Below are 12,894 nucleotides of genomic sequence, written 5' to 3'. Positions count from 1 at the left end.
CGTGACCGACCGCGACACCTTGTTCACCATCGGGCAGCTGGCACAGCGCACCGGCCTCGACGCCAGGACCATCCGGTTCTGGTCGGATGCGGGCCTGGTGCCGCCCACCACCCGCAGCCCCGCCGGCTACCGGCTGTACGACGCCGAAGCCGTCGCCCGGCTCGAACTGGTCCACACGCTGCGCGAACTGGACCTCGATACGGCCACCGTGCGCGCGGTGGCGGAACGGCAGTCCAGTCTGGCGGACGTGGCGGCCGCGCACGTACGAGCGTTGGACGCCGAGATCCGCACGCTGCGGGTGCGGCGCGCGGTCCTGTGGTCGGTCGCACACCGCAACAGCACCACCGAGGAGTTGAGAATCATGCACGAACTCGCCACCCTGTCCGCCGCCGAACGCCAGCGGATCATCGACGATTTCGTCGACGAAGCATTCGCGGGTATCGAACCGGACGCCCCCGGCGCCCATATCGCCACCGGTATGCGATCGATGCCCGCGACCCTGCCCGACGACCCGTCACCCGAACAGGTCGACGCCTGGATCGAACTGGCCGAACTGGTCCGCGACCAGGGTTTCCGGGAGCGCTGCCGGGAAATGGCGGTCACCGGCGCCCGCAACGAGACGCAGATCCCGGAGGTGGACATGAGCGCCGGAGCCACCGCCGTCGAGGCCGATATCGCGCCCGGGTCCACGGAAGCGGCCGGCATACTCGACCGAGCGGTTCCGGCGGGCACCGACCGGGCCGCCCTCGCGGATCAACTGGCCACATTCACCGATCGCCGAGTCGAGCGTTACTGGTCGCTGCTCGGCATCATCAACGGCTGGCCCGCCCGGCCCGCGATGGTCCCGGGCGCCGAATGGCTCATCGCCGCGCTGCGGGCCCACGCATAACGGGCCCTGCTGCACAGTGCGCTCTTCTCGGACTTCGCCGGTGGGGGCAGGCGGTCGTCTCGTACCGACGGGCAGAATGGCGACACCAGATCCCACTGTCCAACCCCGGCGCCGCGGTCGCCGGGGGGACAGGCCGAGTAGCGGTGAGTTCGGGCGAGGTGACTCGACCCGAGGCTCGTCCGGCGGCTTCCGCACGCTACGCGCCGGCCAGGGTGAGGCCGTCGTGATGTTGCACGGCACCAGCGGTCATGGCGATGTGCCGGAGGCGCAGCGGATGCACGAGTCGATCCCCGGATCGAACCTGGAGATCTTCCCCGAATGCGGACACTGGCCCCAGCACGAGCACTCGGGCCGTTTCAACGATCTCGCGCTGAAGTTCCTCATGTGACAGGCGGCCCCACCCCGCCGGCACCAGCGATTTCTCGCCTAGGTGCCGGCGGAGGCCGGGGTCCTGGATCGATCGCCCAGGGCGGCGGTCATCGCACACGCCCTATCCGCTTCGGTGCGCCGCAGCCGCCTCGAACGCACTCGTAGGCCACGGTTCGCAGTCCGCTAGACGTATGCCTTCTCGACCGCGGCGAGTTCCTCCGGACTCAGGCGCCAGGTGGCGGCATCGACATTCGCCGCGATCTGCTCCGGAGTGGTCGCGCCGGCGATGACCGACGAGACACCGGGCTGCGCGAGCAGCCAGCAGATGGCCAGCTCCAAGATGGTGTGTCCCTGGTCCTTCGCTATCGCACTCAACCGGTCGACCAGGGCGAAATTCGCATCGGTTGCGTCACCGGCGAGGCGCGGCACCTCGGCCATACGTGACCCCGCCGGAAACTCCGTGCCCGCGGTGTACTTTCCCGTCAGCAGGCCGGACGCGAGCGGGAAGTACGGGATGATGCCCAGGTCGAACCGCTCGCACGCCGGGACGATTTCGTCCTCCACAGCCCGCTTCACCAGGCTCCATTCCACCTGACTACCACTGAAGCGAGTCACGCCGAGGTTCGCCGCGAGGTGATGGGCATCCGCTATCTGCCAGCCGGCGAGGTTCGAGGAGGCGATATAGCGAACCTTGCCCTGACGCACCAGATCGTCCAGCGCCGCGAGAGTCTCCTCGATCGGCGTTCGCGGATCGGGAAAATGCAGGTAGTACAGGTCGATATAGTCGGTGCCGAGCCGCCGCAGACTCTCCTCACACTCGCGAACGACATTACGTCGTGACCCCGTCGCCTGATCCGGCCCGGCCGGTTTCGGACCACCGAATTTCGTCGCGAGAACGACCTCCGGCCGACGAGCCCCGAGCGCAGCCCCCAGGTACTCCTCCGAAGTGCCCTGCCCGTACATTTGCGCGGTATCGAACAGTGTGACGCCCAGGTCGAGCGCCCGGTGCACCACCGCGGCCGACTGCTGTCGATCGATCCGCATCCCGAAGTTGTTGCATCCCAGACCGAGTGCCGACACGGTCAGGCCACTGCGCCCGAACTGGCGATATTCCACGATCACGTTCTCCTATTCGCAGTTCCGCAACATGCGTCCTGGACAGAATGACGAACCCCGCCCCGGGCGGTATTCCCGGGGCGGGGTCATCTCGTCGATGGGGCTCAGGAAGCCGGCTCGAGCCCGTCGTCGACAGCGGCCGTGAACGCATCCCACGCTTCCGGACCGAACACCAAGGCCGGGCCGGTAGGGTTCTTCGAATCCCGCACACCTACCATTCCGCTGCGCAGGTGGGCAACCTCGACGCATTCGTTGCCACTGGCGCTACGGGTGCTCTTGAACCACGCTGCTCCGGATAGGTCGATGCTCATGACCGGTACTCCCTCGCCGTCGCCTCGATGAGGCGCTGTGTGTCTCGTTCGTCCAATGCTACGTGCAGAATGGACGACCGAGCCGCCTGATACTGAGCAATCTCGCTCGGCTTATCCAAGTACAGCGCCCCTGTGAACCCCTCTACGTACACCACGGGCGGTTCGGTCAACGCTGCATTCATGTGGTCGAGGAAGACCAAGTAGACGAAATGCTTCGCCGTCAACCCGAGGTGCCCCGGGGCACCGAACGGTACGATCCTCAGCGAGACCTGCGGCAGCGCACACATCTCAGCAAGATGGTCCAGCTGATCTGCCATGACGTCGGGGCCTCCGACGGGCTGCCGGAGTACCGACTCACTCAGCGTGAGCTCCACGCTGAATTCCGATGCGTCGTGCAATCTCTCCTGACGACGCTGAAGCAGGGCGAGCTCACTGCCGATATCGATCGACCTTCCGAGCGGCTCCGCAATCTCCCACAGTGCACGTCGGTAGGCCGGAGTCTGAAGCAACCCCGGCACAATCATGGTCTGCCAGGCGAAGACCTTGCGCGCAGCCTGTTCCAGGCCGAGGTACATCTGTGCCTCAGGAACCACTGCGTCGGCCATCGAATGCCACCACCCGTCCTTCCGGGATTCGTCGACGAGCCAGAGAAGTTCGCGGCGGTCATCGGCGCTCGCTTCGTAGGTATCACAAAGCGCGTTGATGACCATTTTCTTGGTCTCGCTGTTGCGCCCGGTCTCCAACCGCCACAAGGTTTGCGCGCCCATCTCGCACCTGCGAGCCGCATGCGCACGGGTCAACCCGGCCAGCTCGCGCATTTCACGCAAGCGGCGGCCGAGTACGCGGCGCGGCAGGGTCGGTGGGTTCGGTTCGATCGACATAGGGGTGTCGCCTTTCGTTAGCGTTACTCGGGGTTATGTCATGTCGAATGGAACAGTCGAACAGCTTGGAATTACCGATCCATTCGGATCAAATCCATTGTGTGCCCGAATCTTACGAAGATCTCCACATTTTCGGAAGTGGATGTTCTACTGAACACACACCCGCCCTGGCAGAAACCTCCACCGTGGAAGTTCCCTCCGGGCCGGACTGTCGCAAACGAGTCAGAACTTTCCGGAAACCCACCCCGGAAACCCCGCGATCCGACCACCACACCCCGATTTTGCGAGGCGACCATGATATTCGGCCTACCGGTGACAGATCATCGGCGCATACCGGTGATGACCATTTCCCACGCCCATCTCGTCATGCAAGCACATATCGACTGCCCACTCACCGCCTGCCCGCTGAAACAGCAGGCCAGAGACCGGTTGATCGAGGAACGCCGCCTCGTCCCCGGAGACCGGGAGTTCCTGGGCTATTGACCGAGTTCACCGAGGAACCCCCGAAGAAAGAAATACTCCCGAACCGGATTCCCGGTGGATTTCCCATTCCGGATGCTCCGAAATGGAACGCCCCGGTAGATATCGCATCCCTTATCCGAATCGCCCACGCCCTGCACCAATGGCAACCACCCGACCGGAGCCACCGTGACCGATGAAACGGAACACCACTCTCTTTCGTACGGCACCCTCGCGGACCGCGCCCGCGAGGGCGGCTACCGACTGATCCGCGACCCCCACGAGCCACCGAACTGGGCTCTACTCGACGCGGCAGACGGCGAATATCTTCACTCCGCAACAAATCTCGACGAGATCGCGCGGTACCTCGATGACTGACCCGACACACGGCACTTATGCGCCGGAGGCCCGCCGAACTCGGCTTTACGCCGGTGACCCGCGACCGGCGCCATCCCGAACCTGGCACAATCAATCGTCCCCCCGAGAGCAACCGCGTCGACGAACGCCCCTGTTTTGCACTGGGAGACAGCCGATCACCGTCCAGGGCACCAGAGGCGCGTCACCAGACTTCCGCTTCCTCCTCACGGAGGCGACGCAGGGAACGGTCGATCCATTCGGCGAATCCTGCCGCGAAATCCTGAGACCCGGCCGGACGCACACTGACATGTTCGCGGGTCCGTTTTTCCAAATAACGCCCGTCGCCGGTGATGTCGTACCACCGAAACCCGTACCACGGCTTCGGCCGATCCAGGATCGAACCCACTCGCAATCCGGCATTCCCGCCACCGTCGGCGGGCCGCTTCGCCAGGCGCCGATACTGCTCGCCGGGCCCTCGTCGCATCGACTGCTGCTCCGCACGGTTCGGCGTGAGATCGTCGATATGAAAGGTGCCCGGCGCTTCCCGTCCAGACGCACACTTCGGCAGCAGCCCGGCCAGCCGTTGCGGGAGTTGCTCGGCGGCGAACAACTGGGCGTGCACCGAACCGTCGACACCGTCGATCGCCGACTGCGCCAGCACCACCCCATGGCGTGGTGTCTGTGCACCGACCACACGGTATTCGCGCACCCCGCCCTTGTCGGTCGCGCTCGATCCGCCCATGATTTCGATCCGCAGATCACCGTCGGACAGTGTGTGCAGGGCGAGCCGGATCAGCTCGTGCTCGTCGCGGTCGTACCGCGCCCGCACCGCCGCAGCATGCGCCTCGTACGGATTTCGGGTCTTGTATCGGCTCAGATAGCGCAGCGGGCGTGGGAACCGGTCGATTCCGTCGCGATACCAGAGCGCGGCGAAATCATCCGGCTCCCAAATCCATTTGCTCATTGTCGCTGCGTATTTCCTCGATTTGTCACGGCGATGGACGCCCCGCGCCCGGCAGAGTTCTCCGAAACAGGCGCAGTGGCGGATGGGTCAGGCGTCCTGTGGGGGTTGCGCGGCCGGCGCTTCGCCACCGAGCACGCCCCCGGGGATCGTGGGTGCCTGTTCGCCGAGCAGTTCTTCGGTGTTCTCGGCGTTGATCAGGTAGTCGGGGGTTTGGCGGCTGTCATCGTCCTGCCCCTGCTGCCCACGACCGGCTGCGCCCGGCGACATCATGCCGGGCATACCGCTACGCGGGGCGCCGGAATTCGGCGCGGCCGTAGTCGACCCCGCCGGAACGGGCGCGCCTGCGGTATTCGGCGTCCCGGGCACCGTCCGTCCTGGTTCTCCTGCAGTCACCGGACTACCGCTGGGCGAGCCAGGCGACCCGGGGGTGCCCAGTCCGGGAGTGGTCCCGCTGGGCACGGTGGTAGTACTCGGCGTCGTAGGTGCCGGACTCTCGGTGGTGGACGGTGTCGTATTCGCGGGCGCCGTCTCACCTGGCTGTTCGGTGCCTGTCGGCTGCTCGGTCCCCGGCTCCTCGCCGGGCTCTTCGGCGCCGGGTTCTTCGCCGGTCGGGTTCTCCCCCGCGGGTCCACCGGTATCCGGCCCGCCGGGGTTGCCGCCCGGGCCGCTGGTCGTACCGCCCGGGCCAGGCTGATCGCCGTTGCCGATCGGCAGGTCGGTGTGCAGTGGCTGCGTCGGATTCACGGGCACCGGAAGTACGGGAATCAGGCCATCTGCCTGCACAAATCCCGACAAATAGTCATCCCGCATAACTTGCCGGGCCGCTTCCTCGGTGTCAGTGCGTTCGTTGTCGAACCAGAGGAGGGTCCACTCGTCCGGGTGCCACCCACCCTTCTTCTCGACCACTTCGGGAAGGTTGGTCTGGGTGCGCATGATCGATACCACGGAGTTCTCGACCTGAACGGACAGAGCGTGCAGCGCAGGCACCAGCTCCTCGGCTCGGGTGGCGTAGTTGTCGATGGCCTGGCGAGCTTGCTCCGCGGCCGCCCCTTCCCAGGCCGCAGCGCTGGACCGACGGATCCGCGAGGCGAACACCGTGACACCGTTCTCCCACTGGGTGGCGATGTCTCCGTACTGCTCCGATGCCCTCATTCCGTGATCCCCCGGCGCCAGCGGTTTGAATGCGCCATTGATCTCCGGGTGGGAAAACCCGTTGGGTTCCTCGGGATCACCGATCTTCGGACCCTCGTTCTGGAAGGTCATCGTGCCCCCTGAATCGAACAAGCTGAACTATTACGCGGTCTCATCACACCCCCGGCGGGATCGGGAACGCGGGCGGCAGTTGCAACGGCACGGATGGCGGCGCACCCGCCATCAACTCGTTGTATCGCGCGGCGAAGGCGTCATCGGTTTCCATGTAACGCTGCGCGACCGCGCGGTGCAGCTCCTGGATATCCACCACGATCTGGTAATGCTGTTCAAGGATCGCAAAAACATCGTTGCCGTCTTCGGATTCCTTGGCCTTGCGCCGGAATCGCCCCACGAGGGTATTTGCCGAGTGGAGGTCTTCATTGCCCTCACCGATATCCCACCGCTCACGCTTCCAGATCTCCTCAGCAACGCGCTGCAACTCTTGGATCAGCAGTTTGAACCCCTCACAGTCCCGCTCCATGTAGACGAACTCTTCGGCATTCACCCGGATCGCGTCACCCGGTGCACCTGCTCCGAGATTCACCGACAACCGGCCTTCCCGGGCCTCGGTCAGCAGATCCCCGAGCGGCCGGGGCGGAGTATCCTCACTCACAGCCAGCCCCCTCCCTAATTCCGATCAACTCCATATCGCCCAGCTAATCGTTCACTCATCCGGAATCAACGGGGCAACTTTTTCCGCCAAGCCGAACGCAAGACCACAGGTGTCCAGATGCCCGGTCTTGGCACGCGAACTCGGGTTACTCATCGACAGTTCGAGACTCCCTTCGGCCATCTCCACATAAAAGGTGCAGGATTCCCGCACATCGGAGGCGTCGACGGCATCCACTGCCATAGACGGCCGGCCGTCCACGGTGTATTCGTTCCGGACGGAGAATTCCTCGTTGTCCCGCACCACGTCCAGCGTGAGATTCGTCGTCGTAATCCCCACCGCATAGCTGTCCGGAGCCACATAGCTGCAACCCCGCCATTTGATCCCCTGCGCCCCATCAACGTTCGCATCGGTCACCCCGCGACGCAGATCCTCGGACGCCAGAATCTCCTGCGGAATATCGGTGCACGGATCAAACGAAGACGGCGCCTCCGCCGCAATCGGCAACCCGGTCGTCGTGGTCACCGGCGTAGCCGTGCCCTCACCATCGGTCCCACACCCTGCGACCAACAGCGCAATACCCGCGCCACACACCATCGCCCGAATCGACCGAACAGCGGTCATCTCAAACCTCCCGACACCGGTAGTCCAGTACATCGAACGGGAACCGGCCGGCCCCCCGCGTCCCGGCGACCCTATCACCCCTGTACAGACCCGCACCGGTTCCCAGCCCACGCAGAGCTACCCGCCGGACCAGGCCCCACAGGGTTCAGCCAACGCCTGGCGTTTCGGCAGGGCAGGCAAGGGCCCCGGATACCGGCGCGGTACGTACTCCAACGAGCCCTCGGGAGCGGGTGGCACAATCTGGGCGGTTCGATCTCATCCGGAAAATTTTCCGGATCGGTGGAACCGGGTGGTGTCCAGCGGCGTCGGTTATGGGTGATGGTTCTGTTGTCGAAGTGGAGGGGGCCGACGGTGCGCCGCTCATTTACGCAGGTAGAGCGCCATGCCACTCAGCCGGCCGCGCTTTCGGGCGGAGTGTGCTGAATGGGTATCGAAATCCCCGAAGCGTTGCAGTGGGTCGCGAAGTACGTCGTCGGGGCCGGTGATTGGCCCGAAGGCGACGAAACCGCCATGCGACGGGTCGAATCGGCTTGGACGCAGCTGGCAACCGATCTGCAGGAAATAGGCCCGGACGCCAACCACGCGATCGACCAGGTCCTCGCCGCCATCGAAGGTGATACCGCCCAGGCCATCAGCGACCGCTGGACCGAACTCGGTCACGGTAAAGGCGCCTTCGACGGCCTGATCAAACATATCGAAACCCTCGGTGACGAAATCGGGGACGGTGCCGCCGATATCGAGCACACCAAACTGGTGGTCATCGCGAGTTTGGCGATCTTCGCCGTCGAGATGGCGGCACTGCTGGCTGTGGCGTCGACCGGTGTCGGGGCGCCGGCGGCCGGAGCCAGAGCGGCGGCTTCGCAGACCATCACACGTATCGCGATTCGTACGGCCATCAAACAATTGCTGCAGCGGATGGCGACGAAGGCGGCGATGAAGGCCGCGGCCCGGGCGGCGGTCCGCGGTGCGTGGGCCGCGGCGCTCGAGGAGACCGCGCTGGATCTGGGCATCAAGGCCGTCCAGGTCGCGACCGGCCGCCGCGACGAGATCTCGACCGAGGACCTGACCGAGGCGGGCAAGAACGCGTTGACCGCGGCGGCCACCGGCGCGGTGACCGGTGCGATGGGCCCCGACGGGTTGACCACCCGGGATGTGCCCGGCGGCCCGGAAGGCGGGAACCCGCTGGCAAACGCCGCCGCGGACGCGGCGAAGGAAACGGTGGCCGGGGTCGCGGGTGAGGTCGCGGGGGAAGCCACCGATGCCGCGTTGAACGATCGGGAGTTCAGTCTCGAAGAGGCGTTGTCCCCGGAGAACCTGTCCTCGGCCGCATCGGCCGGGGTGCAGCGAGGCACGGAAACGCTCGGCGAGAACAACTCCAGCGATACCGGCAACAGCAACGACAACGACAACGAGAATACCGACGACCAGAATCCGCAGGAAAGCGAAAACCCGCCCGGCGACGACCCCGAATCCCAGCCCCAAGGCCAGAATCAGTCCCAAGGCCAACAGAATCCGCCGCAGGAGCAGCAGCCCAGCCAATCACAGTCACCCAACGGCCAGCCATCGAGCCCGGACGGTCCCGCCCAAACCCAGTCGGCCTCCTCCGGTCAGCAACCGCAAGACCAGCCATCCGACACCGGCCAACAGCCACAGGGCCAGCCCACCGACACCGGCCAACAGCCCGCCAGTGAGCAACCGAGCCAGAACGACACCCCTTCCCCGCCTCCGACCGACACCCCTGAGCAGGGTTCTCCGTCGAACGAGGCACCGACGGCTCCAGAAACGCAACAGCCGCCCCAACCCGAGTCCCCACAGCCGACCGACACCGGCTCCCAGGAAACACCACAGCCCCATCCGACCGACACCGGCTCACCGACTGCACCGCAGCCGTCCCCTGACACCGGCACACCCGAATCCCCCGACACCGGCACACCGCAGTCGCCCGACGCGGGAACTTCGCAGCCATCACAAACCCCTGACCCACAACAGTCGCCGCTACCCGGCACCGAAAACCAATCCGGCACCCAAACGCCCGCGCCACCCACCCAGGACACGGCCGCACCCCAGCAGCCCACGTCCAGCCTGAACCTGTCCCCCGACGCGCCCCCACAACAGCCGACCTCCAGCCTCAACCTCGGTCCCGAAACCGGTGCCCCCACCACTCCCGGCACACCGGGCACCTCCGAAACCTCGCCCGGGCAAGCTCCAACCACCCCACCGGGCACCACCACCCCCACACCCCCACCGACGGCAGGTACGCCCACCTCGCCACCCACGACCCAACATCAATCCGAAACCGCCACCCCACCAACTGCTCCGGGCGAAGCAACGCCAGCCGGCGCACCCAACGCCCCATCCCCCACCACCGGCTCTCAGCAACCCCCGGCCAACACCCCGGAATCCACCCCAACCGCCACCTCCGCCGCGTCCACCGCATCCCCCACACTGCCGCCTCCCGGCCCGGTCGCACCTCCAAGCGCCCCGTCCGACACCCCGCGCACCGCAACCTCACCGGACCCAGCAACCGGCAGCCCCTCGGGCACCACACCCGCCGGAAGCCCCCGAAACCAGCCCCGCGCCACCACCCCGCAACGACCCGGCGAAACCACGCCGACCGAGGGCACACGCCCACAAACCCCAGAAACCTCCGCCCCTCCGTCCGGCCCCATCACCCCGGGCTACGACTACAACATCTACGACCCCGCCAACCACGCCCGCTTCCTCGCCGACTTCTCCCGGCCTCCCATACCTACCCGCGCGACCAACACCGGACCCACACCCGACCGAGACTCATCGACCCCGAATCGCGCCCCAACGACCGAAGACCCGTCGACGTCGCCGAACCGGGCCGATAACCCCACATCGACCCGGAGCACGAACACACCCACACGCGACGGACCACATACCGACCGACCCACATCAACCACCCCGGCACAGACACCACACGGAACTGTCACCGATCCCGGCCGGGCGAACTCCTCCCGCCCGAACGCACCACGGCCCACCGATCCGATCTGGAACTCACCACACCAAACTCACACAACACCTCCGAGGACGCCGACTACTCAACCACCGAACCCGCACACCCCGACCCGCACGAACCCGGCCAACACACCCCCGACCAGCCGCCCGAACCCGCACGCACCCAACAATCCCCGGCCGACTGTTACCGACCAGCGGCCGGATAACCCTCATTTCGCGCCTCCTCCCGCCCAACGCCCCCACCACGGCGCGCCCCCACAGGACCCGAACCGCGGTCAGCCAACGCCCCCGGCACCTCGACGCAGCCCATCCCCGATGGATCAGGTCAGGGCACTCCGCGAGCACTACCGCACCCAACCCCCTCTCGGGAACCGCAGTACCGGCGTCCCAGCCCATGGCACCCGCTACACCAACAACCGCCCGTCGTACACCACCACCCAACATCGCCTTCCCAACGGCGAAACCCTCCACATCGCCACCGTCCGTGTCCACCTGAGCACCCACCCCCACACCAGCCCCGACGAAGTTCGGCAGATCATCCGCTCCGCCGAAGACGCCGCCGACCGTGCTTTCAACACCGGACCCCAACTACTTTCGGGCGACAGGCTCATGGTCGACGTCGTCTTCACCACCGACCCCGCCGACGCCCACCTGAGCGTCAACAACAATTACGGCGACAACCGCAACCAGAACACCTGGTCGCCACAAGATTCACCGGCACAACGAGCCGACAGCTTGCGCATGCACATGGGCCTGATGCCCACCATGGACAGCAGCCCGCTGAATTCCGACGACCTGCGCCAGATCAGCAACGACATCGCCCTGGCCAACACCGAGCCTCGGTTCAGCAACCCATCCGACACACGGATCGAGGGGCCACAACGACTAGCCGAACTCGAAGACCCCCGGCACCAGACCCGTGTCGAAGATTGCCTCCGCGACGGGAATCGCTACACCGTCGGCGCCGACCCACGCACCCACCCTTACGGTCAACGCATCAACGACGGCGGCCCCACTGTGCCCGGCCGGAGCAACAACTGCCTCGACTGCGCGCTATCGGCGCTGTCATCCTTCTTCGGCAACCCACAGGTTTCCGCGCCCCGATTCGCCGACACCCTGCCCGACGGAAGCCTGGACACCCGCGGCGGCGAGCGGGGCGGCCCCGAACGCGCCGCCCAATGGCTCGGCAGCAACTGGTCGGCCTTCGTCAACTCGAGCACGATGCCGATACCCGACCAATTCCGAGCACTACACGATCTCGTCAACAGCTCTGGCCCGGGCTCAGCAGCCCTCGTGGGCAACTACTGGCACGCACGCGACGAGAACGGGAACCTTCAGTACGACCAGTACGGAAACCCCGTCATCGCCGGCGGCCACGCCACGGTAATCGTCTTCCCCCGGGGGCCACCGGCCCCGTCTGGTGGGATCCCCAATCCGGAGAAACCTCCGACACACCACCCCAGTCCCTGACTCAGAACTCCTGCCACCTTCAGTTCATCCCCATCGATTCCCCCGGAGGCCTGTCCCATGCCGGAACCCCTGGAAACACCGCAGCAAGTCCGACAGTATCTGGCCACAGCCCTCAACTTGTCGCGGCAGTTCCAAGTCCTGCCGACGCAGTACGGCTGGGCATGCCGGGAAGTCCTGACCCGGGAGGAAATCCAGAACGGGCAAGCGATGGGCCTGGGGAGCTACGTGGTGAACCGGCAAACCGCAGTGATCACAGCCCACACGAGCATGCCCCTGGAAGTGATCGCCCAACAATACGACCAGGCGATCCGGACCGGACAACAAGTCCAGGGCTACCAGATCTATCCTCCGACGTGGACCGTGGAAGCCCAGCTGATCGGGGAAACCCCGCAGGAGATCGTGTACCGAGTACAAGCGATATCACCGACGGATCCCCCGGCCGGCCCACCGATCGACCACCAACTGATGATCAACAAAACAACGCACCGCTACCGCACCAACGTGACGGTGATCCACGAAGCCTGCCGACAGATAGCAGGATGGGCGATCACCCAACACCAGAACTGGGGAACCTGGTGACCCGCTCCCCATGGATGCGACCAGCCGGAATTAGAGTCTCGTTGGCCCTGGTGAGGGCCAGAAGGGACGATAGGGACCATGGCTGGACGCAA

13 protein-coding genes are annotated in these 12,894 nt (G+C 65.8%); 6 read left to right on the top strand and 7 right to left on the bottom strand.

Translation table 11 applies throughout. The annotated features are described in order from the left end of the window. Position 1 precedes the first annotated feature (1 nt). Both ACFWPH_RS19040 and ACFWPH_RS19035 read left to right on the top strand, forming a co-directional pair. Positions 2–889 carry a MerR family transcriptional regulator gene (locus tag ACFWPH_RS19040; protein ID WP_378752727.1) on the top strand — a complete coding sequence of 296 codons (888 nt, stop codon included), beginning with the start codon at positions 2–4 and terminating at the stop codon, positions 887–889. 223 nt (positions 890–1,112) lie between these two features. Next, the gene (locus tag ACFWPH_RS19035; RefSeq protein WP_378752725.1) at positions 1,113–1,277 is read left to right on the top strand and encodes an alpha/beta fold hydrolase; all 165 of its coding nucleotides are present in this window, start codon (positions 1,113–1,115) and stop codon (positions 1,275–1,277) included. A 164-nt stretch (positions 1,278–1,441) separates the two neighbouring features. Here the strand turns inward: ACFWPH_RS19035 and ACFWPH_RS19030 are convergent, their stop codons facing one another. The 3 genes from ACFWPH_RS19030 to ACFWPH_RS19020 form a co-directional block, all read right to left on the bottom strand. After that, entirely contained in the window at positions 1,442–2,374 is a 933-nt protein-coding gene (locus ACFWPH_RS19030) for an aldo/keto reductase (protein ID WP_378752723.1), read from the bottom strand. 104 nt (positions 2,375–2,478) lie between these two features. After that, positions 2,479–2,685 carry a DUF397 domain-containing protein gene (locus tag ACFWPH_RS19025; protein WP_378752721.1) on the bottom strand — a complete coding sequence of 69 codons (207 nt, stop codon included), beginning with the start codon at positions 2,683–2,685 and terminating at the stop codon, positions 2,479–2,481. Beyond that, positions 2,682–3,566, bottom strand: coding sequence for a helix-turn-helix domain-containing protein (locus tag ACFWPH_RS19020; RefSeq protein WP_378752719.1), 885 nt, complete (start codon positions 3,564–3,566; stop codon positions 2,682–2,684). Before ACFWPH_RS19020 ends, ACFWPH_RS19025 begins: the two co-directional genes overlap by 4 nt. Positions 3,567–3,905: 339 nt before the next feature. Here ACFWPH_RS19020 and ACFWPH_RS19015 point away from each other — a divergent pair, with 339 nt between their 5' ends. Next, positions 3,906–4,049, top strand: coding sequence for a hypothetical protein (locus tag ACFWPH_RS19015; RefSeq protein WP_231508744.1), 144 nt, complete (start codon positions 3,906–3,908; stop codon positions 4,047–4,049). 165 nt (positions 4,050–4,214) lie between these two features. Continuing rightward, a complete protein-coding gene (locus ACFWPH_RS19010) occupies positions 4,215–4,403 on the top strand; it encodes a hypothetical protein (RefSeq protein ID WP_378752717.1) in 189 nt (62 codons plus the stop codon). Between the two features lie 181 nt (positions 4,404–4,584). Here ACFWPH_RS19010 and ACFWPH_RS19005 read toward each other — a convergent pair whose 3' ends face one another. The 4 genes from ACFWPH_RS19005 to ACFWPH_RS18990 form a co-directional block, all read right to left on the bottom strand. Further along, positions 4,585–5,346, bottom strand: coding sequence for an ESX secretion-associated protein EspG (locus ACFWPH_RS19005; protein ID WP_378752715.1), 762 nt, complete (start codon positions 5,344–5,346; stop codon positions 4,585–4,587). A gap of 87 nt (positions 5,347–5,433) precedes the next feature. Beyond that, positions 5,434–6,609 (bottom strand): hypothetical protein, encoded by a 1,176-nt coding sequence (locus ACFWPH_RS19000; protein WP_378752713.1) that lies wholly within the window; start codon positions 6,607–6,609, stop codon positions 5,434–5,436. Positions 6,610–6,652: 43 nt separating this feature from the next. Beyond that, positions 6,653–7,150, bottom strand: coding sequence for a hypothetical protein (locus ACFWPH_RS18995; protein WP_378752711.1), 498 nt, complete (start codon positions 7,148–7,150; stop codon positions 6,653–6,655). A gap of 51 nt (positions 7,151–7,201) precedes the next feature. Continuing rightward, complete coding sequence (locus tag ACFWPH_RS18990; RefSeq protein ID WP_378752709.1) at positions 7,202–7,771, bottom strand: DUF3558 domain-containing protein; 570 nt, start codon at positions 7,769–7,771, stop codon at positions 7,202–7,204. Positions 7,772–8,194: 423 nt separating this feature from the next. On the opposite strand from ACFWPH_RS18990, the gene ACFWPH_RS18985 reads away from it, so the two are divergent. After that, positions 8,195–12,223 (top strand): toxin glutamine deamidase domain-containing protein, encoded by a 4,029-nt coding sequence (locus ACFWPH_RS18985; protein WP_378752707.1) that lies wholly within the window; start codon positions 8,195–8,197, stop codon positions 12,221–12,223. A 57-nt stretch (positions 12,224–12,280) separates the two neighbouring features. Then, positions 12,281–12,802, top strand: coding sequence for a hypothetical protein (locus ACFWPH_RS18980; protein ID WP_378752705.1), 522 nt, complete (start codon positions 12,281–12,283; stop codon positions 12,800–12,802). Positions 12,803–12,894 lie beyond the last annotated feature (92 nt).

The sequence above is a fragment of the Nocardia sp. NPDC058499 genome, from assembly GCF_042719915.1.
Lineage (GTDB): Bacteria > Actinomycetota > Actinomycetes > Mycobacteriales > Mycobacteriaceae > Nocardia.
The sequence above is the reverse complement of the archived record's forward strand: the minus strand, read 5'-3'. Positions and strand labels throughout refer to the sequence as shown.

Excerpts from the sequence above, each read along its gene's own strand:
- ACFWPH_RS19025 (WP_378752721.1), bottom strand. The coding sequence starts at position 2,685 with ATGAGCATCGACCTATCCGGAGCAGCGTGGTTCAAGAGCACCCGTAGC.
- ACFWPH_RS19020 (WP_378752719.1), bottom strand. The coding sequence starts at position 3,566 with ATGTCGATCGAACCGAACCCACCGACCCTGCCGCGCCGCGTACTCGGC.
- ACFWPH_RS19015 (WP_231508744.1), top strand. The coding sequence starts at position 3,906 with ATGACCATTTCCCACGCCCATCTCGTCATGCAAGCACATATCGACTGC.
- ACFWPH_RS19005 (WP_378752715.1), bottom strand. The coding sequence starts at position 5,346 with ATGAGCAAATGGATTTGGGAGCCGGATGATTTCGCCGCGCTCTGGTAT.
- ACFWPH_RS19000 (WP_378752713.1), bottom strand. The coding sequence starts at position 6,609 with ATGACCTTCCAGAACGAGGGTCCGAAGATCGGTGATCCCGAGGAACCC.
- ACFWPH_RS18990 (WP_378752709.1), bottom strand. The coding sequence starts at position 7,771 with ATGACCGCTGTTCGGTCGATTCGGGCGATGGTGTGTGGCGCGGGTATT.
- ACFWPH_RS18985 (WP_378752707.1), top strand. The coding sequence starts at position 8,195 with ATGGGTATCGAAATCCCCGAAGCGTTGCAGTGGGTCGCGAAGTACGTC.
- ACFWPH_RS18980 (WP_378752705.1), top strand. The coding sequence starts at position 12,281 with ATGCCGGAACCCCTGGAAACACCGCAGCAAGTCCGACAGTATCTGGCC.